20 protein-coding genes and 1 pseudogene are annotated in these 21,797 nt (G+C 60.1%); 13 read left to right on the top strand and 8 right to left on the bottom strand.

Annotated features, from left to right (window positions below):
- Positions 1-11 precede the first annotated feature (11 nt).
- Positions 12-560 (bottom strand): 3'-5' exonuclease, encoded by a 549-nt coding sequence (locus AB4P91_RS05635; protein WP_130205486.1) that lies wholly within the window; start codon positions 558-560, stop codon positions 12-14.
- A 228-nt stretch (positions 561-788) separates the two neighbouring features.
- Between AB4P91_RS05635 and AB4P91_RS05640 the strand changes: the two genes are divergently transcribed.
- Entirely contained in the window at positions 789-1,427 is a 639-nt protein-coding gene (locus AB4P91_RS05640; RefSeq protein WP_223272653.1) for an antitoxin Xre/MbcA/ParS toxin-binding domain-containing protein, read from the top strand.
- A gap of 321 nt (positions 1,428-1,748) precedes the next feature.
- Complete coding sequence (locus AB4P91_RS05645) at positions 1,749-2,189, top strand: DUF6957 family protein (RefSeq protein ID WP_130205488.1); 441 nt, start codon at positions 1,749-1,751, stop codon at positions 2,187-2,189.
- A 447-nt stretch (positions 2,190-2,636) separates the two neighbouring features.
- Here the strand turns inward: AB4P91_RS05645 and AB4P91_RS05650 are convergent, their stop codons facing one another.
- The 5 genes from AB4P91_RS05650 to AB4P91_RS05670 form a co-directional block, all read right to left on the bottom strand.
- Positions 2,637-3,005 carry an antibiotic biosynthesis monooxygenase gene (locus AB4P91_RS05650; RefSeq protein WP_042561898.1) on the bottom strand — a complete coding sequence of 123 codons (369 nt, stop codon included), beginning with the start codon at positions 3,003-3,005 and terminating at the stop codon, positions 2,637-2,639.
- A 75-nt stretch (positions 3,006-3,080) separates the two neighbouring features.
- On the bottom strand, positions 3,081-3,791 hold the full coding sequence (locus AB4P91_RS05655; protein WP_150593333.1) for a glutamine amidotransferase: 711 nt from the start codon (positions 3,789-3,791) through the stop codon (positions 3,081-3,083).
- A 37-nt stretch (positions 3,792-3,828) separates the two neighbouring features.
- On the bottom strand, positions 3,829-4,890 hold the full coding sequence (locus AB4P91_RS05660) for a 2Fe-2S iron-sulfur cluster-binding protein (protein ID WP_150593334.1): 1,062 nt from the start codon (positions 4,888-4,890) through the stop codon (positions 3,829-3,831).
- Positions 4,887-5,849, bottom strand: coding sequence for a diiron oxygenase (locus AB4P91_RS05665; RefSeq protein ID WP_395604454.1), 963 nt, complete (start codon positions 5,847-5,849; stop codon positions 4,887-4,889). Before AB4P91_RS05665 ends, AB4P91_RS05660 begins: the two co-directional genes overlap by 4 nt.
- Before the next feature lie 155 nt (positions 5,850-6,004).
- Entirely contained in the window at positions 6,005-7,219 is a 1,215-nt protein-coding gene (locus AB4P91_RS05670; RefSeq protein ID WP_395604455.1) for an MFS transporter, read from the bottom strand.
- 260 nt (positions 7,220-7,479) lie between these two features.
- On the opposite strand from AB4P91_RS05670, the gene AB4P91_RS05675 reads away from it, so the two are divergent.
- Positions 7,480-8,778: a serine hydroxymethyltransferase gene (locus AB4P91_RS05675; protein ID WP_150593337.1), complete on the top strand. Its 1,299-nt coding sequence runs from the start codon at positions 7,480-7,482 to the stop codon at positions 8,776-8,778.
- Between the two features lie 30 nt (positions 8,779-8,808).
- Complete coding sequence (locus AB4P91_RS05680; RefSeq protein WP_191624023.1) at positions 8,809-8,985, top strand: hypothetical protein; 177 nt, start codon at positions 8,809-8,811, stop codon at positions 8,983-8,985.
- Here the strand turns inward: AB4P91_RS05680 and AB4P91_RS05685 are convergent.
- A complete protein-coding gene (locus tag AB4P91_RS05685) occupies positions 8,982-10,478 on the bottom strand; it encodes a PLP-dependent aminotransferase family protein (protein WP_150595891.1) in 1,497 nt (498 codons plus the stop codon). The genes AB4P91_RS05680 and AB4P91_RS05685 overlap by 4 nt on opposite strands.
- Positions 10,479-10,614: 136 nt before the next feature.
- Here AB4P91_RS05685 and serC point away from each other — a divergent pair, with 136 nt between their 5' ends.
- The 5 genes from serC to glyA all read left to right on the top strand — a co-directional run bounded on the left by serC (position 10,615) and on the right by glyA (position 16,416).
- Positions 10,615-11,697 carry a 3-phosphoserine/phosphohydroxythreonine transaminase gene (serC, locus tag AB4P91_RS05690; protein WP_150593339.1) on the top strand — a complete coding sequence of 361 codons (1,083 nt, stop codon included), beginning with the start codon at positions 10,615-10,617 and terminating at the stop codon, positions 11,695-11,697.
- A gap of 123 nt (positions 11,698-11,820) precedes the next feature.
- Positions 11,821-13,074: a benzoate/H(+) symporter BenE family transporter gene (locus AB4P91_RS05695; protein WP_395604456.1), complete on the top strand. Its 1,254-nt coding sequence runs from the start codon at positions 11,821-11,823 to the stop codon at positions 13,072-13,074.
- Positions 13,074-13,919 (top strand): YggS family pyridoxal phosphate-dependent enzyme, encoded by an 846-nt coding sequence (locus AB4P91_RS05700; protein ID WP_395604457.1) that lies wholly within the window; start codon positions 13,074-13,076, stop codon positions 13,917-13,919. The genes AB4P91_RS05695 and AB4P91_RS05700 overlap by 1 nt, the downstream gene beginning before the upstream one ends.
- Before the next feature lie 24 nt (positions 13,920-13,943).
- Positions 13,944-15,125, top strand: coding sequence for an aspartate aminotransferase family protein (locus tag AB4P91_RS05705; protein ID WP_150593342.1), 1,182 nt, complete (start codon positions 13,944-13,946; stop codon positions 15,123-15,125).
- A 25-nt stretch (positions 15,126-15,150) separates the two neighbouring features.
- Entirely contained in the window at positions 15,151-16,416 is a 1,266-nt protein-coding gene (gene glyA / locus AB4P91_RS05710) for a serine hydroxymethyltransferase (protein ID WP_150593343.1), read from the top strand.
- 82 nt (positions 16,417-16,498) lie between these two features.
- Here the strand turns inward: glyA and AB4P91_RS05715 are convergent.
- Positions 16,499-16,654 (bottom strand): annotated as a pseudogene (locus AB4P91_RS05715) (acyl-CoA dehydrogenase); the annotation flags it as partial.
- Positions 16,655-16,851: 197 nt separating this feature from the next.
- On the opposite strand from AB4P91_RS05715, the gene AB4P91_RS05720 reads away from it, so the two are divergent.
- The 4 genes from AB4P91_RS05720 (at position 16,852) to AB4P91_RS05735 (ending at position 21,796) form a co-directional block, all read left to right on the top strand.
- Positions 16,852-18,051: a Fic family protein gene (locus tag AB4P91_RS05720; RefSeq protein ID WP_224787160.1), complete on the top strand. Its 1,200-nt coding sequence runs from the start codon at positions 16,852-16,854 to the stop codon at positions 18,049-18,051.
- A gap of 10 nt (positions 18,052-18,061) precedes the next feature.
- Entirely contained in the window at positions 18,062-18,988 is a 927-nt protein-coding gene (locus AB4P91_RS05725; RefSeq protein WP_150593344.1) for a LysR family transcriptional regulator, read from the top strand.
- 105 nt (positions 18,989-19,093) lie between these two features.
- A complete protein-coding gene (locus AB4P91_RS05730; protein WP_395604458.1) occupies positions 19,094-19,720 on the top strand; it encodes a glutathione S-transferase family protein in 627 nt (208 codons plus the stop codon).
- Between the two features lie 45 nt (positions 19,721-19,765).
- Positions 19,766-21,796 (top strand): pyridoxamine 5'-phosphate oxidase family protein, encoded by a 2,031-nt coding sequence (locus AB4P91_RS05735; protein ID WP_395604459.1) that lies wholly within the window; start codon positions 19,766-19,768, stop codon positions 21,794-21,796.
- The last annotated feature ends 1 nt before the right edge of the window (position 21,797 follow it).

Below are 21,797 nucleotides of genomic sequence, written 5' to 3' on the forward strand. Positions count from 1 at the left end.
TGGAAGGCTGGTCAGCGTTTATCCTTACCCGCTAGCATAAGGGCGAAGAGCTCTGCCTGAAAGCGGGCATCATCCAATGCGTTATGGTTCGGTTCGCTGAGTGGCTTCAGCGCAGCGGTCATTTTGGATGATTTTGTTTCCTGCCAGCTGCAACCTACAGCGCCCATAAAGTAGGCCTTCATGTCGATAGCGGTAAAACCAAAGGGGTTGGTTTCCAGGTATTTGTGGAAGTAGTAATTGACGAATGACCAGTCAAACGGTGCATTGAGCCCTACGAAAATGACCTTCTGCCCCGTTTGGCACGACGATTTCAGCCACTGATCAAATGTCAGCATCGCCTGTTGCGGAGCGAGGCCCTCGCGCTCCAGCTTCTCCAGACTCAGCCCCGATACTGCCAGCGCTTCGGGGTCGTGTTTCGGACTGTCAGGCCGTAGTTCAAGATAGATGGACGTTTCAGGTTGGGCTACAAGACAAGCTCCGATGGAAAGCAGGCTGTATTCGCCGGGTATAGGCCCAGAAGTCTCGACGTCGACGGAAACATAAAGCTCATCAGGGTGCATGTCATATCCTTTTCGTGTAGTTACCTGATCACGCTCAGGCTCTTAACCATGTGAAGGTGGAAAGGCAGATATAGCCATTGCCACATTTTTTGCTGTTTCACTCGCTATCCGGCGTTCGAGCAGCGGCAGTGCCTGTCTACCAGCGGATTGCGCGTTCCTTTGGTCAGCTCTGGGCCCAAGCATAATGATGTGTGTCATTCTCTGATGGCGGATGAGGGCCGGACGATCATGAGTGAAACTGAGCGCTGGATAGTCAAATGCCAGAAAACTGAGGACGATACTGGCGACATCATCATTGATCTGCCTCAAGAGTTGCTTGCCCAAATGAGGTTAGGTGTTGGGGACGACCTGGAGCTAACGGTATTGAATGGCACATTAGTCCTGACGCCCGTGCGCAACGCAACATCAGTGCGGCCCATGTTTGCAGGCGTCCTGCGTCAGGATGCCTATCATGCTTACCGCATGCGGTTGGAGACGCTTCTTCATATCGCTGTCAATGCTTCGGATCTGGACATTCACGACATGATAGTAGCTGGCTTCTCGGTCAGCCTGATCAAAATGCTTTGTGATGATGGAACCCTCAGCGACGAAGAACGCGACAGAATCATTCAACCCAAAACGCTCAAAACAAAACTGTCAGCCAATCAGCTTTTAACGTTGCATGAGAGCGATCGCCTGTTCCGGTTTGCACATATTACCGCCATGGCCGAGGTGATCTTCGGTGACAAAGGGAAGGCCAAACAATGGCTTTCCAAACCCAAAGCCCGTTTTTTGGGAGAAAGCCCATCGGCGATGGTCACTACAACCTTTGGCACACATCTAGTCGAAGAAATGCTGATTCAAGTGTCTGAGGGCATGTCATTTTGATTCAGCCGCAGCCAAACGGCTTCTACCGCTCCTTAAGTAACATGGATTTCATGCGCCTATACCGGCGTCGCCTTGCCGAATCCGGCATGCACGGGCATCCATGAAGCACTAGGTTTCACCCACATCGGCACCTACCGCTAGGTAGGGTTCACGCACGGCAATGGCATAGCTGGGTACTGGCGCAAACCACTTTATCTGGTGACAGCTCGATAGAAATCATCCCGTTCAGTGAGATGAAGGGAGAAGACGGAACAGCCATGAGATCACCCTGCTGCTATCCGTCGGCATCGGAACCTGGTGATCCGCTGGGAGCTAAGCTGAATGATGCTTCTCGTTCGAATCGGTTTTTTTGATCGGCAGGAGTTACAAATGAATTTGGCAGATTATGTTTCAGTGCTTTCTGCAGGCGATAAAATAAACGGATGCCAACTCGCCCCCTCAGATGCAGTGTCCCTCGCCAGTCTGCATTTTCCTTCCCGTGCCTATTGTCTTGTTGCTGATTGGGCAATTTTGGATCTCGACATTACAACACGTCAGCGAAAAGCCATTACGGATAGACAGCTAATTCCTGCTCTCGTTTACGCTTTGACCGTTATCCAAGACAGTAAAGGCCGCTTCCCGCCTGGTGATTGGGTCCGAACAACGCTGGGTGTTTCCTTCACTCACGACTGCTTATTTCGAACAAAAAACACAGTTTATGTGCTGATGGGGTCCGGTCGAAGGTTGCGCACGGATTTAAACATCGCACTGAGCCTGTGCTGAAAAAACGCTATTTCCGCACAGGTGAGTGACCGGTCGCGCTCACATAATATTTCGGCCTGAATGAACGCTCTCGATGTAGTGTCAATCTATGTTGTTACCAATCGAGCCCCGTATTTGAAGTGCGACCCATCTGTGTCAATCTATGTTGTTGTTGCCTTTACCCCGAATCATCCTACAGACCCCGATTTACGGGAGGGGCTGTGTCAAACTATGTTGTTGATAACCAACGAATGGTTTAGACAATAGATTTTGAAGCAATGCCAAAGCCCCTGATTTCAGGGGCTTTTTTATTTTATGGTCTGATCTCGCAGGAGGCCTGGGAGGTTGGCTTGCGTGAATAGGCGTTGCGCGATTACCAATGTGGAAGAGGGGGGTTGTGGTGAACCCGCTCACCACAACCCCCGACACTGAATCTCTCGTCCCTGTGCAAATGACGAGAATACGCCGTTAAACCACCGCGGCAGCCGTGGCGGGCTCACCGTCGACGACTACGTTGTACGGCGCCTGTTCGCGATCACGCAGACCGTAATCACGAATCACCGATGTCACGCGCACTCGGTAGTCATCGAAGATTTTGTCGCGTCCGGCGCGCTGTGCCGACAGGTGGGCTGTCACGTTGCGCCACTGCACCACGGCTTCCTCATCGCGCCAGGTGGTGACCGACATCACCTTCTTGGGGTTGAGCGTGCTTTGAAAGCACTCGACGGAGATAAACCCGTCCATGGGTTCAAGCATCGGGGTCAGCTTGTTGACCAGGTCAACATAGGTCTCGCCCTGGCCTGGCAGTGCCTGTAACTCAAACAATACGACGATCATTTTTGATTCCTCATCCTTGATATTTTTCAGGTGGTTTACACGGTGCAAATGCGGTGGGCGGTTGCCCGACCGCTATTAGTGTTTCATCGGGGTGCCCAAGTTGTTCAGCCAGGCCCGCATGACGTGGCTCGCGGCTCGGGTCAGGCGGTCGCCGAGGTTTATGGCCTCGCTGCGCAACGCAACAGGATCGATGCCGGTTTGTGCCAGTTCGCTGGCATGGCCAACCAGCCATTGCTCGATGTTGGCGGTATCGGCTTCGAGGTGAAATTGCAGGCCGAGAATCGTGTTGCCCACGGCGAACGCCTGATGAGCACCCACCTTGGTACTGGCCAGCAACACAGCGCCTTCTGGCACATCGAACTGGTCGCCGTGCCAGTGCAGCACGGGGGTGTCCATCAGCGCGGCGAGCGGCGAGTCTTGACCGGCCGCGGTCAGGGTCAGCGGTGAAAAACCGATCTCCTTGACCCCCATCGGGTAGACGTCGGCATGCATGGCCCGGGCGATCAATTGCGCACCGAGGCAGATGCCCAGCAGGGGATTTCCAGACGCAACGCGCTGGCGCACCAGTTTCAATTCGTCGTGCAAAAACGGATACAGCTGCTCGTCATAGGCTCCAATAGGGCCGCCGAGTATGATCAACAAGTCGGCCTGCAGCACCGCCTCGCTGTAGATGGCGTCGACCGTGGGGTCCAGGTAAATCAGCGTATAGCCTTCTTCGGCCAGAACGGCATCCAGGGTGCCAACGTCTTCGAAGTGAATGTGGCGCAATGCAATGGCAGTTTTCATGGAAAAAACCAGTTGTTGAAGTAAGGACGGTAAGTGTTCATACCGTGGTGGAGAGCTCGACCTTGATCGTCCCGGATTGCGGGAAGGTGCAGCAGGCGAGGGCGTAGCCGTCGTCCTTGTCCTTGTCGGTCAGGCAAAAGTCGGGCTCAAGGGTGTAGTGACCCTCCGATACCTTCAGCCGGCAGTGACCGCAGATACCGGCGCGGCAAAGGCTGCGCACCGCGATGCCGCTCGTTTCGAGCATCTCCAGCAAGCTCTTGCCGGCGGGCGGCTCCAGCACCTGATCGTTGTGGTTCAAGTGCAGGCGCAGCGTCGCGTCGTCCTGAGCCTCAGGCTGTGCGGCGGAGGCCGGCGCGGCCGGTGGCGTGAAGGACTCGATGAGCAAGCGGCTCGCGGGGAACATGGCCAGGGTGTGTTCGCGCATGCCCTGGGCGAAGCCATAGCTGCCGCAGATCACCACGCGGTCGGGGTTACCCAGCCGGCTCAGGTCCTGGGCTTGGGGACGACCGGCACTGAAGTGTCCGTTGTTGTTGACCGCTTCGCGGGTTACGAACACCTGCAAGGAGAACCACGATGTGGTCAGCTCAAGCTCCAGCAACTCCTGTAGAAACGAAATCTCGGCGATGGACGGCACACACAGCAGCAGGCTCACATCGGGCACCGCCAATCCGCGTCGCGCGCGCTCGGCCAGGCCGCGCAGCAATGCAATCGGCAAGGTGATGCCGATGCCGCCGGCGAGCATGCCGACCTGTCCGCAACCCAGAACCGACTCCAGCGAAATATCACCTGCCACAAACTGCATCGCGGTGGTTGAGCCGGCTTGCAGCGTGGCGTGCAACTGGTCCGAAACCCCGCCACGGCCTTCGCGTTTGACCGCAATGTCGAACCGGTCGGCGCCGTGCTTGCGCGTGATCGAATACAACCGCTGGTGATGGGTGCCCGCCATGTCAGCGGCGTGCAGGGCCACGTGTTTGCCTGCCTCCAGACTGTCGAGGAATTCGACGGGTGCGTCTACCGCGCGCAGGGTGAAAACTTTTACGTTGGCCGTTTCAATGCTGACGTGTTCGCACAGGGCCTTGAGGGATGCCATGCCGTTCATGCGCGGGCCTTCTCGCCTAAGGTTTCAATGGCATGCTCGGCACTGCTGAGGCCGTTGCCGGTCAAGCCGATCCGGTCTATCAGCGCTTCGAGCGAGTCGGTGTAGACGCTGATTTCGTTGTCGTCGCCCACGTCATGCACGATCTCGCCGGCATGGGGGAAATCCAACATCGAAAACACGGTGGACCATGCGCCCATTTCGTTATTGGCGAACATCTGCACCGTGCGCAGGATGATCGAGCGCAGGTACTCGCGTTCCTTGCGGCTCAGGCCATTGACGATGTCGGAAGCGACGAAGCTGAAGACGCTGGAATGGCTCCACTCGTCCATGGCATGGGTGCGCGTGACCTCATGGCACACCGCCTGAATGCTGGCGTCCTCGGCCATGGTCTTGAGGTAGTCGGTGATCAGCGTTTCACTGGCACACGCGACGCCGAAGCGGGTCAGGCGTCGCTCCCATTCGGCGGTGCAGTTGGCCAGGAGGGCCTCGCGCCACGTCACCAGGTTGAACGCGCTGAAGTCCAGCGGGGTGAGTTTGCGCATGTCATAGATATAGTTGCAGGCCATGATGGACATGCGCGTGTGCAGGGCTTCGTCGAGCAGTGCCTGAGACATCACGTCTTGCAGGAGGGCGCGGTTGTTGCTCGGCGGCGGGGTCTTGATAATGTCCTCGCAGGCAGGCACGACCACATTGCATTCGATGTAGATGGTCTTGAGGTTGTAGATGTCCCACGCATAGGACAGGCATTTGGATTGCAGGTCCTGAGGGGCTTCGAGCCAGGCCTGATGATGACGAAACGGTAGCAGCGACAGACTGAAGTCGTGCTTGTCGGCATCGAAGGCGAGGCCCCAGTAGTTCGGTTGCGGGTTGTTGACGGCCGCGCGGGTTTTCCAGAGCGTGGAGAGTTTGGCCAGCATGTTTTTTACTACGTCATCGGTACCACAATTCAAACGTTCCATGTTTTAACTCCAAGGAAATCGGCTATTGGTGTTGGGGTTTACCGTGCAGTCCTTGCAAAAATAACGGGTCCGCACAAGCGAGGGTGCAGCGCAATAAATGCGGGACGGCGCCCTTCAAGTCTGCGGCAAAAACACGTTGCGGCTATTGATTCAGGTCACTTGAATGCCACTTGGAGTGCCGCTATTTTTCGGGCCCTGGCCATGGACCGCTCCTGTATCAGGGTCAGTACAACGGTCAGGCACATGAAGGCGGCGCTGGCCCAGAAAATTGCGTTGGGCTGACCTTGGTCGAGCAGCCAGCCGAACCCGACGGGCCCGATGGCGCCTCCGATGTTGAAACCGGTAGAGACGATGCCGAAGGTTTTGCCTTCGGCACCCTTCGGGGCAGCTGCCCGTACCAGCATGTCGCGGGACGGTGCGATCACCCCAGTCAGGAAGCCCGCCGCCCCCAGCACGACCAGCAGCGCCGGCTCGCTCAAGCGCGCCGTGGCGACCAGCAGCATCAGTACGGTGGCCAAGGCAAACGCGCTGGCTGCGACGACACCATGGCGGCGGGTCCGGTCGGCCAAGGCTCCCCCTGCCAGCACGCCAAAAGCGCTGGCAAAGAGGAAGGCGGTCAACGCCGAGTTGGCCCAGGTCAAGGCCACGCCCTGGCCTTGCATCAGGGCTGCGACCGAGAACTTCTCAATCGCGCTGGTGCTCAGGTTCAGCAGCACGAACAACAGGGTCAGGCTGAGCACCACAGGCGAGAGCAGTGACAGGCGGCTGGCGCCGATGGGGGGCGCGTCGGCGGCGGGAGACACGTGACTGACTCGGGCCAGTGCGCAGCCAGGGACCAACAACAGCGCCAGCACGAAAAAGCCCACCAGTGCCGCCGCCGAGAAGGCCATGGGCAGGTTGCTCGCCACCGCGATACCCAGCAAAAACGCCGGCGCCACGGCCGCGCCAAGGAACCCGGCAAAGGTATGCACGGAGAACGCCTTACCAATGTGGGCGGGGTCAATGTGGCGCGACAGCAGGGCGTAGTCGGCCGGGTGATAAACCGCGTTGGCGACGCCGGCCAGTACCATGCCGATCAACAAACAGGTGTAGCCGGGCAGGAGTGCAATCAGTAAGAAACTGCTGCTGCCCAGTGCCAGCGCGACCAACAGCAAGCGCCTGGCACCGTAGCGGTCTACGGCAAATCCCATGGGTGCCTGTACCAGCGCCGTGACGACATTGAACAGACTCAACGCCAGGCCCAGTTCCACATACTCCACGTTGAAAAAAGCCGGAAGCAGAGGGAATAGCGCTGCCAGCACCATGATGTGCAAATGACTGACAAAGTGTGCGGCGGCGACCTGTGGCAGCAACCCGATACGAATCGTCATGGCGAAACCTGTGTAGTGAGCATGGCAAATTCGGCGCAAAGCTTAATGAGGCGATGGTCTTGCGCGATAGTCCATTACCGATAGGGCCACCAGACCACTTTAAATGGCGGCGATATCACCACGCCTGCCCCTGCGTAGACGTGTGGCAAGGGTTCTGAGGGCGGTGGTCTGCAACATCTGAGCGAACTGGTATGGTTGGCCGGCCCGTGGGCGGATAGGGTAGTGCGGCGTGTTATCGGGCGTTTACAAAGGGAGTGACCATGCCGCATTTCGCTTATCGGGAGGGCCACGCGCTGCCAGGAGTCAGTGGCGTTGCGCTGCCTCAGGTGGACGGGGAGGTGTGGCGCGCCATCGACGCCGAGCGTCAGCGCCAAGTGCAGTCAATCGAGCTGATCGCCGCTGAGAACGTCGTCAGTCGTGCGGTGCTCGAGGCCCAAGGGTCGGTGCTGACCAACAAATATGCCGAGGGCTACCCAGGGCGTCGCTATTACGCCAGTTGCTGCAATGTCGATGCAATTGAAGAGCTCGCCATCGAGCGGGCCAGGCAGCTGTTCAGCTGTGCCTATGCCAACCTGCAGCCCCACTCGGGCAGCCAGGCCAACCAGGCAGTGTTTCTGGCTCTGCTGGCGCCGGGGGACAAAATCCTGGGCCTGGACCTCAAATCCGGTGGGCACCTGTCCCATGGTGCAGCGTTCAACTTGTCCGGTCGCTGGTTTCAGGCCCTCAGCTATGGCGTGCATCCGGTGACCCACAGGGTCGACATGGATCAGGTCGAGCAGATCGCCCGACAAGAACGTCCACGCCTGATCATCGCAGGGGCCTCGGCGTACTCACGGGCGCTGGATTTCGCCCGGTTTCGTGCGATTGCCGACGAGGTGGGTGCGTACCTGATGGCCGACATCGCCCACGTCGCAGGACTGGTAGCGGGTGGTGCCTATCCGTCTCCTGTGCCGTTCGCCCATGTCACCACCCTCAGTACCCATGCCACATTGCGCGGCCCGCGCGGCGGGATGATCCTGTGCAATGAGCAGGCCATTGCGCAGAAGATCAATGCGGCGGTGTACCCCGGCCTGCAGGGCGCAGCACTGATGCATATCGTTGCAGCCAAGGCCGTGGCACTGGGCGAGGCATTGCAACCGGCCTTCGGCGCTTATGCCCACGCCGTGGTCGCCAATGCCCAGGCCTTGTGCGGCCGATTGGCTGAAGGTGGGCTGTTGGTCGTGTCGGGCGGGACCGACTGTCACTTGGGCGTGATTGACCTGAGGCCGTGGGGCCTGGTGGGGAATGTCGCCGAACGTGCGTTGGAGGCAATCGGCATTACCGTAAACAAAAATGTCGTGCCCGGCGATGAGGTCAAGCCCACCGTGACGTCCGGCATTCGTCTCGGCAGTGCGGCGTGCACTTCGCGTGGCATGGGGGTCGATGAATTCAGGGAGATCGGCGACATGATTCTGGCCATGCTCGGTGGCGTGCGCAGCGGTGCCCTTGACGGCCGCACGGAACGCTCGATTCGTGAAGGTATCAGCGACCTGACCAAGCGTTTCAGGCTGCCGTATTAACCGTCTGCGCTTTTTTGAAAAGGAATTCCGATGCCCGGCATCATCCCCACCGGCCGCCTGGCGGCTACCCGCACGTCACGGTTCAGGTTGTTCAGCACCGCCAAGCCTCAACCCGTCATCACGGTTGAATACTCCAAGCTGTCCCCGCGTGCGCGGATGGCCGTCCAGGCCCAGCAGCTGCTGATGAACTATGCGCTGGGCCATTAGATTTTCAGGGCGTTGGCCAGACGCAACATGGCGGCTTCTATTTCATACGCAGTCAGGGAGGAGTAGCCCAGCAGCCAGCCCTGTTGCTTCGGTTCGCCCGCGTACAGACCGCTGAGGCCGGACAGTTGCACGCCGGCTGTGGCGGCCTGGCGGATGGTTTTTTCCTCGGACCATCCGGCTTTCAGCAAGCAGGGGATTTGCAACCCGCCCGGCGGCAGTTCGGCGGTGACCACCGTGCTCAAGTACTTGCCGATGGCGTCGTGCATGATCGACCGGCGTCCGGCATACAGCTTGCGCATGGCCCGGACATGCGCGTTGTAATGGCCGTCCTCCATAAAGCGCGCCAGCGTCAGTTGCAGCGTTTGCGGAGTGTGGCCGTCCATCATGCTGCGCGCATAGGCAAAGGGCTTTACCAGTTCGGAGGGCAGCACCATGTACCCCATGCGCAGTCCGGGGTAGAGGGTCTTGCTGAACGTGCCGATGTAGAGCGTGCGCTGATACTTGTCCAGGCCTTGCACGCACGCTGTGGGTTGCCCGTCGTAATGGAACTCGCTGTCGTAGTCATCCTCGATGATCCACTTGCCTTTTTGCGCCGCCCAATTGATCAACTCAAGACGCCGCTCCAGCGGCAACGTCGCGCCGGTGGGGTATTGGTGAGAGGGCGTGACATACACGCAATTGGCGCCGCTGCGGTCGGCGTACAACAGGTCGGTGCGAATGCCCTGTTCATCGACATCAATGGGCATGACCTTGGTTTCGGCGATTTGGAAGGCCTTGCGGGCGCCGTAGTAGCCGGGGTTTTCCATCAGAATCGGCTTGCCGGCATCCACCAGCAGTTGCGCGCACAGATACAACGCCTGACGCGTACTGCTCAAGACCAGTACCTGGTCGGGGGAGCATTTGGCGCCGCGTTCGAGGTTCAGGTAGGTGGCAATCGCTTTGCGCAGGGGCTCAGCCCCTTGTGGATCGCCATGCAGCAGCACGCTCGCGCGATAGTCCTTCATGACCTGGCGCTGCAAACGCTCCCAGACATCCGTCGGGAAGCTGCGGGTTTCCGGCAGGCCGGTGGCAAATGCCTTGATGACTTGCTGATCGCGCACGCCGCCGGTGTCGAAGATCATCCGCCCGCGTTGGCTGAGTTCGGCGCCCGGTGCGGCGACGCTGCTCCTGATCTCCTGCGCCCTGAGGCGTCGGCGGCCAGCACCGCGCAATTCGACGCCCACCGTGTCGCAGACGTAACTGCCGGCGCCTTCGCGGCGCACGATGAACCCGTCCCGATGCAACTGCACATACGCGTTCTCGACGGTGTCGCGGGCGCACCCCAATGACTTGGACAGCACCCGCGTGGCGGGCAATTTCAAGCCGGGGCCGAGGGCGCCGTCGAGAATCAGCGCACGCAATGCACGTTGAATCCGCTGATGCAGATCCAGCAGCTTAAATTCCGCGTCGTTGAGGCGCATCTTCAGGGTTTCCAGCTCGAAGGTCTTCGCCATGTGGTCTGCTCTCTTTCCATGAACTGGCAGGTAAAGGCAGGCCAGTTTATCCGTAGACTCTGGCCCTCGCCACCCTCCGGTTTTACCTCGGTGATGACGCGCAGGGCGAGCGTTCTTGAACAGGAGTTACTCAACCATGGCTCGGTCACACAACTTCAGCGCAGGCCCCACCGCGGTGCCGTTGGACGTCCTCACTCAGGCGCATGAGGAGTTTTTCGATTTTGCCGGCACCGGCATGTCCGTGATGGAAATCAGCCATCGTTCGCAGGTATTCATGGCGGTGGCCAGTGAAGCCGAACAGGACCTGCGCGACATCCTCGGGGTGCCGCCCGCCTACAAAGTGCTGTTCCTGCAAGGCGGCGCCTCGTTGCAGTTCGCTCAAGTGCCGATGAACCTGACAGGCGATAAAGGCACGGCGGATTACCTGCACACCGGCCTCTGGTCGGGCAAGGCGATCGAGGCTGCCCGGCGCTACTGCGATGTGCGCGTGGTTGCCAGCGCCCACGCGTCCGGTTTCGACCATGTCCCCCCTGCCTCGGACTGGCGCCTCAACGCCGACGCCGCCTACCTGCATTACACCGAGAATGAGACGGTGCACGGCGTGCAGTTCATCGACACGCCCGCGAGCGACGCGCCGCTGGTGTGCGACGCCTGTTCAAGCCTGCTGTCCAAGCCGATCGACATCGCCAGGCATGGGTTGGTGTATGCCGCCGCGCAGAAAAACATGGGCGTGGCCGGGTTGACGGTGGTCATCGTGGACCCGGCGTTGCTGGAGCGTTCCCATGCCTTTACCCCGGACATTCTCAACTACGCGCGCATCAGCGAAGCGCAGTCGATGCTCAATACTCCGGCGACTTTCCCTTGGTACCTCACAGGCCTGACGCTCAAGTGGATCAAGCACAGTGGCGGCCTGCAGGCCCTGCATCAGCGCAACCAGGCCAAGGCGCAAATGCTTTACCGCGCCATCGATGGAAGCGACGGGTTTTATCGCAACTCAGTGCAGGCCCCGTATCGCTCCATCAATAACGTGCCCTTTCGATTGGCCGAGGTAGCGCTGGAGAAGACCTTTTTGCGGCGCGCGGAGCAGGCCGGCCTAAACGGCCTCAAAGGCCACGCCAGCGTCGGCGGCCTGCGCGCCAGCCTCTACAACGCCGTTTCGGTGCCGGCGGTCGAGGCGCTGTGCGACTTCATGAACGCCTTTGCGCGTGAGCATGGCTGAGCCGACCACAAAAAGTGGTCTGGTCTGCTGCGTTAAAGCGTAGGGGTAAAACCTGCCATTCAACCGCTATAAATGACCGCTTACCAGCGGCCGGATGCATCGTCCAGCAAGGAGCCAAGACCTATGTCATCTACTCAATCCCTCTCGTCCCTGCGTCTGCGGGACCTGCTGCACCCGGTGGTTGCCGGGTTGATTTCGGTGATCGTCAATTACGGCGGCACCTTCATCCTGGTGTTTCAGGCCGCCAAGGTCGCGGGGCTCAGCCCTGAGTTGACGGCGTCGTGGGTTTGGTCTGTGTCGATCGGGGTCGGGGTGACCGGGCTGTTGCTCAGTTGGGTGAGCCGCGAGCCGATCATCACCGCCTGGTCGACCCCGGCGGCGGCGTTTTTGATCGTCGCCTTGGCAACCACACCCTACGCCGAGGCCATTGGGGCGTACATGATTTCGGCCGCAGCGTTCGTGCTGCTGGGCGTATCCGGTTACTTTGAAAAAGCCGTTCGCCTGATCCCGCCGGGTGTGGCAGCGGGCCTGTTGGGCGGCATCCTGCTGCAGTTCGGCATCGGTGCGTTCGCCAGCATGAGCGTCGACCCGTTGCTGGTCGGGGTGTTGATCGGCGCCTACATCCTGTTCAAGCGCTTGAGTGCGCGCTACGCGGTGGTCGGCATTCTGGTGCTGGGGCTTGGCTTTCTGCTGATGCAGGGACGCGTGGACTTCACGGGGCTGAGGCTGGAGTTTGCGACACCGGTGTTCACCCGCCCGGAGTTCTCGGTCAATGCGTTGTTGAGCGTGGCGTTGCCGCTGTTTCTGATCACCCTCACCGGGCAGTACATGCCGGGCATGCTGGTGCTGCGCAATGACGGCTTCAACACCAGTGCCAACCCGATCCTCAGCGTGACCGGGCTGGGTTCTCTGTTGATGGCGCCGTTCGGTTCCCATGCCTTCAACATCGCGGCCATCACTGCCGCCATCTGCACGGGCAAGGAAGCCTCGGAAGACCCGTCCAAGCGCTGGATCGCAGGCGTGGCCGCGGGCATTTTCTACATCCTGGTAGGAATCTTCGGCGTGACCCTGGCGGCGGTGTTCATGGCCTTCCCGGCGACCTTCATCACCACCCTGGCCGGGCTGGCCCTGTTGGGCACACTCGGCGCGAGCCTGGCCAATGCCATGGCGGACGTGGAATCGCGGGAAGCGTCGCTGATCACTTTCCTGGCCTGCGCGGCCAATATCACCCTGCTGGGCATCGGCGGCGCGTTCTGGGGCCTGGTCATCGGCCTGGCCGCCTACGCCGTGCTCAATGGGCAGTGGCCGCGTCGTGAAAAGACCGCAGTCCCACAGGCCGAACCGGTTGCAGTGACCACCAAGGGAGCGACCAACTGATGCCTGATCAAACCGAAGACCTCAACATCCTGCATGCGCGTCATGGTCGTTACCCACAGGCCGACAGTGCTGAAGACTTTCGCCGCAACCTGGCCGCCGTGCAGCAACGCATTGTCGAGGCGTGCCGTCGGGTAGGGCGCGACCCTGCCGGTGTGCGCTTGCTGCCGGTCAGCAAAACCTTTGATGAAGCTCATCTGCGTCTGGCCTATGCCGCCGGTTGCCGCCTGTTGGGCGAGAACAAGGTGCAGGAGGCACAGCGCAAGTGGGAAGCCATGACCGACCTGCAAGACCTGCAATGGTCGGTGATCGGCCACTTGCAGACCAACAAGGCCAAGCAGGTCGCACGCTTCGCCAGCGAGTTTCAGGCCCTGGACAGCCTGCGGGTGGCCGAGGCGCTGGACCGTCGCCTGCGCATTTTAGATCGACAGATGGACGTGTTCGTCCAGGTCAATACCTCCGGCGAAGCCAGCAAGTACGGGCTAGCGCCCGATGACGTGGCGGCTTTCCTGGAGACAATGCCAGCGTTCCCGACACTGCGGGTTCGCGGGTTGATGACGCTGGCGCTGTTCTCGGCCGACGCGGTGCGGGTGCGGCCTTGCTTCGTCCGGCTGCGTGAATTGCGCGACCGCTTGCGTCATTGCGCCCCTGACGGGGTGTCGCTGCAAGAGCTGTCGATGGGCATGTCGGGTGACTTTGAAATCGCCATTGAGGAGGGCGCGACCGTGGTCCGCGTCGGGCAGGCGATCTTCGGTGCCCGAGCCATGCCGGATGCGTACTACTGGCCGACCGCCGATGCCCGCCCCCTCATTGAAGACACGTTGTTGTCGATCACCCCCAGCCGTTGATCCCCCCTCTACAGGAGGCCTGCAATGTCCGCTGCACCCGCTTACCTCATGCACACCTCAGCCCGACAACCGGTTTCGTTCAGCCGAGGCCAGGGCGCCTCGTTGTGGGACACCGAGGGTGTTGAATACCTGGATGCCATCGCCGGTGTGGCGGTGACGAGCCTGGGTCACGCCAACCCCGAAATTGCCGCGGCCATCGCCGAGCAAGCCACGGTATTACTGCACACGACCAACATGTTTCGCATCCCATGGCAGGAGCAATTGGGCGAACGACTGTGCCTGCTATCAGGCATGCAACGGGCGTTTTTCTGCAACTCCGGAGCGGAGGCCAACGAAGCGGCGCTCAAACTGGCCCGCCTGCACGCCAACGCTCGGCAGGTGAGCCAGCCGCAAGTGTTGGTGATGGAGAACAGTTTTCACGGGCGTACCCTGGCCACCCTCGCCGCCACCGGCAACCCCGCCGTGCATCGTGGCTTCGAGCCCCTGATGCCGGGCTTTGTGCGGGTGCCTTTCGACAACATCGAGGCGATTCGCCAGGTCGCGGCGCAGTCTCCCGATATCGTCGCGGTGCTCGTCGAGCCGGTGCAGGGTGAGGGGGGCGTGCACGCCGCCTCTGCCGGCTACCTGCAGGCCCTGCGCCAACTGTGTGATGAACACGACTGGCTGATGATGATCGATGAAGTGCAGACCGGGCTGGGCCGCACCGGTACCTGGTTTGGTTTTGAGCATGCGGGCATCAAGCCGGACGTCATTACCCTGGCCAAAGCGCTGGGCAACGGTTTCCCCATCGGCGCATGCCTGGCGCGGGGCAAGGCCGCCCAGCTGTTTTCCCCCGGCCACCATGCGTCCACGTTCGGCGGTAACCCGCTGGCGTGCCGCGTGGGCTGCACAGTGCTCGACATCATGCAGCGCGATCACATCCCGCAACGCGCCGCTGCCTCGGGCCGCCGTTTGTTGGCAGCCCTGAAGCTGGCGCTGGGCAACCATCCTGAGGTGGTGTCCGTTCGCGGCATCGGCTTGATGATCGGCATTGAACTCAATGGCCCGTGCGCCGAACTGGTCGGCCGGGCCCGCGAAGAACAACGTCTGCTGATCACCGTCACACGGGGCAACACCGTGCGCCTGTTGCCGCCGCTGATTTGCGATGACGCACAGATCGACGACATCGCTGCGCGCATCACCCGCCTGCTGTCACCCGCCGCTTGAATTCTTGACCAAGGACACTTTGCACATGTACGACTCGACGCTGACCCTCAACGCTTTCGACCCTGAGCTGTATGAATCGATTCACAACGAAGAGCATCGCCAGGAAGACCATATCGAGCTGATCGCCTCGGAAAACTATGCCAGCCCGCTGGTGATGAAAACCCAGAGCACGGTGCTCACCAACAAGTACGCCGAAGGCTACCCCGGCAAGCGCTATTACAGCGGCTGCGAATACGTCGACGTGGCCGAGCGGCTGGCCATCAAGCGGGTCAAGGCCCTGTTCGACTGCGACTACGCCAACGTGCAACCCCATGCGGGCGCCCAGGCCAACGCGGCGGTCTTCCTGGCACTGATCAACCCCGGTGATACGGTGATGGGCATGAACCTGGCCCAGGGTGGTCACCTGACCCACGGCAACCCGGCCAACTTTTCGGGGCGTCACTACACCATCGTGCCTTACGGACTGGACCCGAAGACCGGCTTTCTCGACTATGACGAGATGGAGCGAATCGCACTGCAGACACGCCCAAAAATGTTGATCGGTGGCTTTTCCGCGTATTCGCGGTACAAGGACTGGGCACGCATGCGCAGCATTGCCGACAAGGTTGGGGCTATCTTCTGGGTCGATATGGCCCACGTCGCCGGGCTGGTCGCCGCGGGCGAATACCCGGACCCGCTTCCCCACGCGCATGTGGTGACCAGCACCACGCACAAAACCCTGCGCGGGCCACGCGGTGGTTTGATTTTGTCCAAGGGGCAGGACGAAGCCTTCTACAAGAAGCTCGATTCCGCTGTGTTTCCCGGCGTGCAGGGCGGGCCGCTGATGCACCAGATCGCGGCCAAGGCCGTGGCGTTCAAGGAAGCGCTTTCGCCTGAGTTCAGCATCTACCAGACCCAAGTGGTCATCAACGCCCGGGCCATGGCCGGGGTGTTGCAAAAGCGCGGGTACAAGATCGTCTCGGGCGGCACCGACAACCACATGATGCTGATCGACCTGTCCGACAAGCCCTACACCGGCAAGGACGCCGACGCGGCCCTGAGCAGTGCCTATATCACCGCCAACAAAAACTCGGTGCCGAATGACCCGCGCTCACCGTTTGTGACATCCGGCCTTCGTATCGGTACCCCGGCGGTGACCACCCGCGGGTTTGGTGTGGAGGCCTGCGAGCAAGTGGCCGGCTGGTTGTGCGACGTACTGGACGCCCTGGAAAACGGAACCAGCGACAAGGTCGGGCACCACGTACGCGAACAAGTTGTCGCGCTGTGCCGTCGTTTTCCGGTCTATCGCTGAGTCTGGCCCGGCCATTGCCTGATCGGGTGGTGGCCGGGTATTCAACTGTTTTATCAGGCGATTCCCTTGGCCGCCCCCGCGTGCCATTGACCAGGCAATTGCTCGCAATCCTCGACTTGTACACTCGCGGATTGGGGTTCGCCAACGTGCGTGCATTCCGCCACAACTGATCCAGTGCCTTGTTGCTCCCCGTGGCACTCGCCCCAAACGCATCGAACAATGGCGTCGTCGCCTTAAGATCACCAGCTTTCGCGCTCTTGTGTAGGAAACTGAATTCCTGTCTCCAGTAATGCATTTATTTCTTTCAAGAAATCCGCAATAAAATCCGCTAACTACCTCTACTTCAGAAATCTCCTACGTAACGCTAGGCTATGTAATTAGAGGCTTTGAGCGTACTCTTGAATCCGCAATAAAATCCGCGGTTCTGGAGATGCAATGAGCACTGAGTCGACTATTGGGACCCACTGGCTTGAGCCGCTGATGCCGGTATTTCCGAGTGAAATATTGCAGTTGGCTGAGCAGGTGCCGTTCCAGGCAGGAAAGCTCAGTGCAATGGTCGCTCCGCCAATGTTGCAACGCGTAGGCGGTTTGCTGCGCGTGACCAGCAGCTTCTACAGTAACTTGATCGAAGGCCAGTTCACTGAGCCGGTGACACTCGCTCCGACTGCTCCCAAACGCCATCGCAAGGAGCTGACAGAGCTTGCAATGACCCACATCGTTACTCAGCAGGCCTTTGAAAGAATGTTGGCTGTGTATAAGGATCTAACCTGGGAAACGATGTTCAGCCCTGCATTTGTTGCGCGCCTGCACAGACGTCTTTTCCATTGTGCCAGTGATGAACAGTTGGGCCTGAGCGACGGTACTCGGTTGGTGCCAGGGCAATTGCGTGATATTGCGAGTCGAGAGGTTCTGGTCGGTAATCACGCAGCACCACCGAGCCAATCCGTCGGCCCCATGTTGACCCGTATGCAGCAGGTTTACGGTCGACTACCGGATGCGCGGAGCCGGTTACTTTCCGTCATGGCTTATCACCATCGCTTGGCATGGGTGCATCCTTTCGTCGATGGAAACGGCCGCACAGTCAGACTGCTCACTCACCTGCAGTTGCAAAAGCTGGGGTTGGTTTCGCCGCTATGGTCTTTATCTCGTGGACTGGCTCGCGAGCAGGAGACCTATTACGCACGATTGGCCAATGCTGACAAACCGAGACGAGGGGATCTGGATGGCCGTGGGCAACTGACTCAGGCAGGTTTGTTCGAGTTTGTTGGATTCATGCTGGAAACTTGCTTGGACCAGATGAAATACACCGAGCGCGCACTGAACATTTCAAACATGCGCGAGAGGCTGCATACCATTTTCGTGTGGGAAGAGCGGATCAAGAAGGCGGGGGTTAAGCCGGAAGTTGCCCGCGCACTGCATGTTCTGCTGACTCAGGGGACACTGAGCCGCGCCGACTTCAAAATATTCACCGGACTGTCTGATCGAGTGGCAACTGACCAGTTGAAAAGTCTGGTACAGCTCGGGTTGGTCGAGAGTGCAACACCAAAGGCGCGCGACCTGTATCCCGGGTTACCGATCTGGTTTGCCCAACGTCTGTTCCCTGATTTGCATCAGCGGATGACTGCAGCGGTATAGGAGTTGAGTCATGGATCGCTTTCAGGAAATGCAGGTCTTCGCCGCGGTCGCTCAAGATCAGGGCTTCTCCGCCGCCGCGCGGCGCCTCGGTTTGTCGGCTGCGAGCGTCACCCGCGCCGTTGCTGCATTGGAGCAACGAATCGGCACGCAGTTGCTGATCCGTACCACGCGCAGCGTGCACCTTAGCGAGGCAGGTCAGCGGTATCTGGAGGACTGTCGGAGAATTCTTGCCGAGGTGCAGGAAGCCGAGGATTCGGCTGCAGGCAGTCACGCCCAGCCTCGTGGGCAACTGACGGTGACGGCGCCGGTGTTGTTCGGCGAGTTGTTTGTCACACCGGTGATGGCCGGTTATCTCACGCAGTATCCGGACGTTTCGATCAACGCGTTGTTGGTCGATCGGGTGGTGAGCATGGTCGAGGAGGGGGTCGATGTGGCGGTGCGCATCGGTGAACTGCCGGACAGTAATCAGCATGCGATTCGGGTGGGTGAGGTCAGACGCGTTGTCTGTGGTTCGCCGCAATATCTGGCCGAGCATGGTCGACCGCAGCATCCTCAAGCGTTGAATGGATTGTCCGTCGTGGCCACAGCAGCCACCGGCCAGATGCGCAACTGGCCATTCCTTGAGGGTGGCCAACCGCTGATCGTGCGCCCGGAGCCGCGTCTGATAGTCACCGCCAATCAGGCGGCGATCAGTGCCGCGTGTCTAGGCCTCGGGCTGACGCGGGTGCTTTCCTATCAGGTGGCGAACAAAGTGGCGGCAGGTGAACTTGAGATCGTCCTTGCCGACTTCGAACTGCCGCCGCTGCCTATTCATGTGGTGTATCAGGGCGGGCGCAAAGCGCCGACGCGGGTGCGCAGCTTTGTTGATTTCACGGTGAACGCGCTGCGTGAGCATCCATCGCTGAAAAACGCCGCGTTATTGCATGAGATGAAATGATCGATTGCGAATGCTGGTGATTCTGTTGCTTTGCAGATAGGTGGAAGATGGCTCCCATCAGCGCTGCCAACTCCCCGGTGGTGCGATCATCCAGTGGAGTTGACCATGCAACCGATCAAGTTTTACAACTTCCCGCGTTCCGGCCACGCCCATCGGGTGGAACTGATGCTGTCGCTGCTGCAATTGCCGACCGAGACCATTCTGGTCGATCTGTCGAAGGGTGAGCACAAGCAGCCTGCGTATCTGGCAATCAACAGTTTTGGCCAGGTTCCGGCCATTGATGACAACGGCGTGGTGCTGGCTGATTCCAATGCGATTCTGGTGTATCTGGCGCAAAAGTACGGCAACGGTCGGTGGTTGCCGAGCGATCCGGTCGGTGCGGCACGGGTGCAGCGCTGGTTGTCGGTCGCGGCCGGGCCGATTGCATTTGGCCCGGCGGCAGCGCGGCTGATCACGGTGTTCGGGGCCAAACTGAACGCTGAAGAACTGATCACACGTGCCCACAACCTGCTCACGGTCATGGACACTGAGCTGGGGAAAACCGCGTATCTGGCAGTTGATGAGCCGACCATCGCCGACATTTCGGCCTACAGCTATATCGCCCACGCTCCGGAAGGCAATGTTTCGCTAGACGACTACGGCAATGTCCGCGCCTGGCTGGCCCGGGTCGAAGCGCTGCCCGGTTTCGTCGGCATGCCGCGCACCGTCGCAGGTCTGCAAACCGCAGTCTGATTCCCGCAATCCACGTTGCGCCGAGGGCGCAGGGGAGAGGTCGTGATGGAACGTTCACCGTGGCACGCTGGCGAGCAACAGTTACAGGCCCATGTCGGCGTTGCCGAACGCATGGAGGCTTTCGGGCGTAAGGTGATTCGCACCTGGATGCCGGACCAGCACCGTGAGTTCTATCAGCAACTTCCCTTCATGTTGTACGGCGCGGTCGATGCCCAGGGTCGTCCGTGGGCCAGCGTGCTTGAAGGCGCGCCGGGGTTTGCGCATTCGCCCGATGCTGAGCATCTGCGTTTCACCACGTTGCCTGCTGGAGATGATCCGGCGCAGTTGCGCAACGGCGAGCCCATCGGTTTGCTCGGGATTGAACTGCATACGCGGCGGCGCAATCGCCTCAACGGCCATGTCGGTAATCTAGGCGTTAACGGTTTCGATGTGAGCGTCGATCAAGCCTTCGGCAACTGTCCGCAATACATTCAACTGCGCCAGTTTCAGCGTGTGCCACTGAGTGATCCGCAGACGCGCCCACCTCAGCATCTCGACACCCTTGATGACGCAGCCACAGCGCTGATCGAAGGCGCCGATACGTTCTTTGTCGCCAGTTATGTCGATGTCGATGGTCAGCGTTCGGTGGACGTTTCCCATCGCGGGGGTCAGCCCGGGTTCGTGCGGGTGGAAGGCAATCGTCTGACCATCCCGGATTTTGCCGGCAATCTGCACTTCAACACCCTCGGCAATCTGTTGCTCAACCCTCTGGCGGGCTTGCTGTTCATCGACTTTTCCACAGGCGATCTGCTGCAACTCAGCGGGCGTACCGAACTCATTCTGGAAGGGCCGCAGATCGAGGCGTTTCAAGGCGCCGAACGGTTTTGGACATTCGAGGTGGAGAAACTGGTTCGCCGGCCAGCCGCGCTGGCCTTGCGCTGGCGCTTCGACGGCATGTCGCCCACCAGTCTGTTGACTGGAAACTGGGCGCAAACCGATACGCGTTTGCAGGCGCAGGCTTTGGGCAACCAATGGCGACCGCTGCGGGTGGCGAAGATCGAACGGGAAAGCCACAGCATCCGCTCGGTTTATCTGGAGCCAGACGATGGCGCCGGTTTGCCGGTGTTTCTCGCGGGCCAGCATTTGCCTGTGAGGTTTACCCTCGACGGCGAGGTGCACATCCGCACGTATAGCCTGTCGAGTGCGCCATCGGACGGTTTTTATCGGATCAGTGTGAAGCGCGAAGGACGCGTGTCGACCCATCTGCACGAGCAGATCCAGGTGGGTGATGTTGTGGAAGCGCGGGCGCCACAGGGGCATTTCACCGTGGCGCCGCTGGAGCGACGGCCCCTGGTGTTGTTGGCCGCGGGGGTTGGCATTACACCACTGCTGTCGATGCTGCGCGAGGTGGTTTATCAAGGCCTGCGCACGCGCCGGATTCGTCCGACGTGGTTGTTGCAGAGTTCACGCAGCCTGGCCGATCAACCTTTTCGCAAGGAACTGGATCGCTTGTTGGAAAGCGCTGGCGATGCGGTGCGGGTCCTGCGGTTACTCAGTCAGCCGGAAGCGGACGCGCACGAGGGCGAGGATTTCGACCGGCGCGGGCGGATCGACGGCGCGGTATTAAGGGATCTGTTGGCAGTCGAGGACTACGATCAAATCGATTTTGTGGTCTGTGGGCCCGGCGGTTTTACCCAAGGGCTGTACGACGGCTTGCGTGAGCTGGATGTGCGCGATGCGCAGATTCACGCCGAAACGTTCGGCCCTTCGACGCTCAAGCGTCGCGCCGATCCGGATGCGATTGTCATTGAACAACCGCCCGCAGCCACCACATCCGTGCCGGTGGTGTTCGAACGTTCGGCCAAGGAAGCGCGCTGGCAACCGGACGGCAGCAGTTTGCTGGAGCTGGCGGAAAGTCGCGGATTGCGCCCCGAGTTCAGTTGCCGCGGCGGTTCGTGCGGCACCTGCAAGACACGGCTGGTCAGCGGCGCAGTGAATTATCCACAGCCACCAGCCGAAGTGCCGGAGGCGGGGCATGTGCTGATTTGTTGTGCGGTGCCGGCGCAGAGTGAGCAGCCGCTGGTGCTGGACCTATAAA

The organism is Pseudomonas sp. B21128 (assembly GCF_044218865.1).
Taxonomy (GTDB): Bacteria; Pseudomonadota; Gammaproteobacteria; order Pseudomonadales; family Pseudomonadaceae; genus Aquipseudomonas; species Aquipseudomonas iridis.

Excerpts from the sequence above, each read along its gene's own strand:
- AB4P91_RS05635 (WP_130205486.1), bottom strand. The coding sequence starts at position 560 with ATGCACCCTGATGAGCTTTATGTTTCCGTCGACGTCGAGACTTCTGGG.
- AB4P91_RS05640 (WP_223272653.1), top strand. The coding sequence starts at position 789 with ATGAGTGAAACTGAGCGCTGGATAGTCAAATGCCAGAAAACTGAGGAC.
- AB4P91_RS05645 (WP_130205488.1), top strand. The coding sequence starts at position 1,749 with ATGATGCTTCTCGTTCGAATCGGTTTTTTTGATCGGCAGGAGTTACAA.
- AB4P91_RS05650 (WP_042561898.1), bottom strand. The coding sequence starts at position 3,005 with ATGATCGTCGTATTGTTTGAGTTACAGGCACTGCCAGGCCAGGGCGAG.
- AB4P91_RS05655 (WP_150593333.1), bottom strand. The coding sequence starts at position 3,791 with ATGAAAACTGCCATTGCATTGCGCCACATTCACTTCGAAGACGTTGGC.
- AB4P91_RS05660 (WP_150593334.1), bottom strand. The coding sequence starts at position 4,890 with ATGAACGGCATGGCATCCCTCAAGGCCCTGTGCGAACACGTCAGCATT.
- AB4P91_RS05665 (WP_395604454.1), bottom strand. The coding sequence starts at position 5,849 with ATGGAACGTTTGAATTGTGGTACCGATGACGTAGTAAAAAACATGCTG.
- AB4P91_RS05670 (WP_395604455.1), bottom strand. The coding sequence starts at position 7,219 with ATGACGATTCGTATCGGGTTGCTGCCACAGGTCGCCGCCGCACACTTT.
- AB4P91_RS05675 (WP_150593337.1), top strand. The coding sequence starts at position 7,480 with ATGCCGCATTTCGCTTATCGGGAGGGCCACGCGCTGCCAGGAGTCAGT.
- AB4P91_RS05680 (WP_191624023.1), top strand. The coding sequence starts at position 8,809 with ATGCCCGGCATCATCCCCACCGGCCGCCTGGCGGCTACCCGCACGTCA.
- AB4P91_RS05685 (WP_150595891.1), bottom strand. The coding sequence starts at position 10,478 with ATGGCGAAGACCTTCGAGCTGGAAACCCTGAAGATGCGCCTCAACGAC.
- serC (WP_150593339.1), top strand. The coding sequence starts at position 10,615 with ATGGCTCGGTCACACAACTTCAGCGCAGGCCCCACCGCGGTGCCGTTG.
- AB4P91_RS05695 (WP_395604456.1), top strand. The coding sequence starts at position 11,821 with ATGTCATCTACTCAATCCCTCTCGTCCCTGCGTCTGCGGGACCTGCTG.
- AB4P91_RS05700 (WP_395604457.1), top strand. The coding sequence starts at position 13,074 with ATGCCTGATCAAACCGAAGACCTCAACATCCTGCATGCGCGTCATGGT.
- AB4P91_RS05705 (WP_150593342.1), top strand. The coding sequence starts at position 13,944 with ATGTCCGCTGCACCCGCTTACCTCATGCACACCTCAGCCCGACAACCG.
- glyA (WP_150593343.1), top strand. The coding sequence starts at position 15,151 with ATGTACGACTCGACGCTGACCCTCAACGCTTTCGACCCTGAGCTGTAT.
- AB4P91_RS05720 (WP_224787160.1), top strand. The coding sequence starts at position 16,852 with ATGAGCACTGAGTCGACTATTGGGACCCACTGGCTTGAGCCGCTGATG.
- AB4P91_RS05725 (WP_150593344.1), top strand. The coding sequence starts at position 18,062 with ATGGATCGCTTTCAGGAAATGCAGGTCTTCGCCGCGGTCGCTCAAGAT.
- AB4P91_RS05730 (WP_395604458.1), top strand. The coding sequence starts at position 19,094 with ATGCAACCGATCAAGTTTTACAACTTCCCGCGTTCCGGCCACGCCCAT.
- AB4P91_RS05735 (WP_395604459.1), top strand. The coding sequence starts at position 19,766 with ATGGAACGTTCACCGTGGCACGCTGGCGAGCAACAGTTACAGGCCCAT.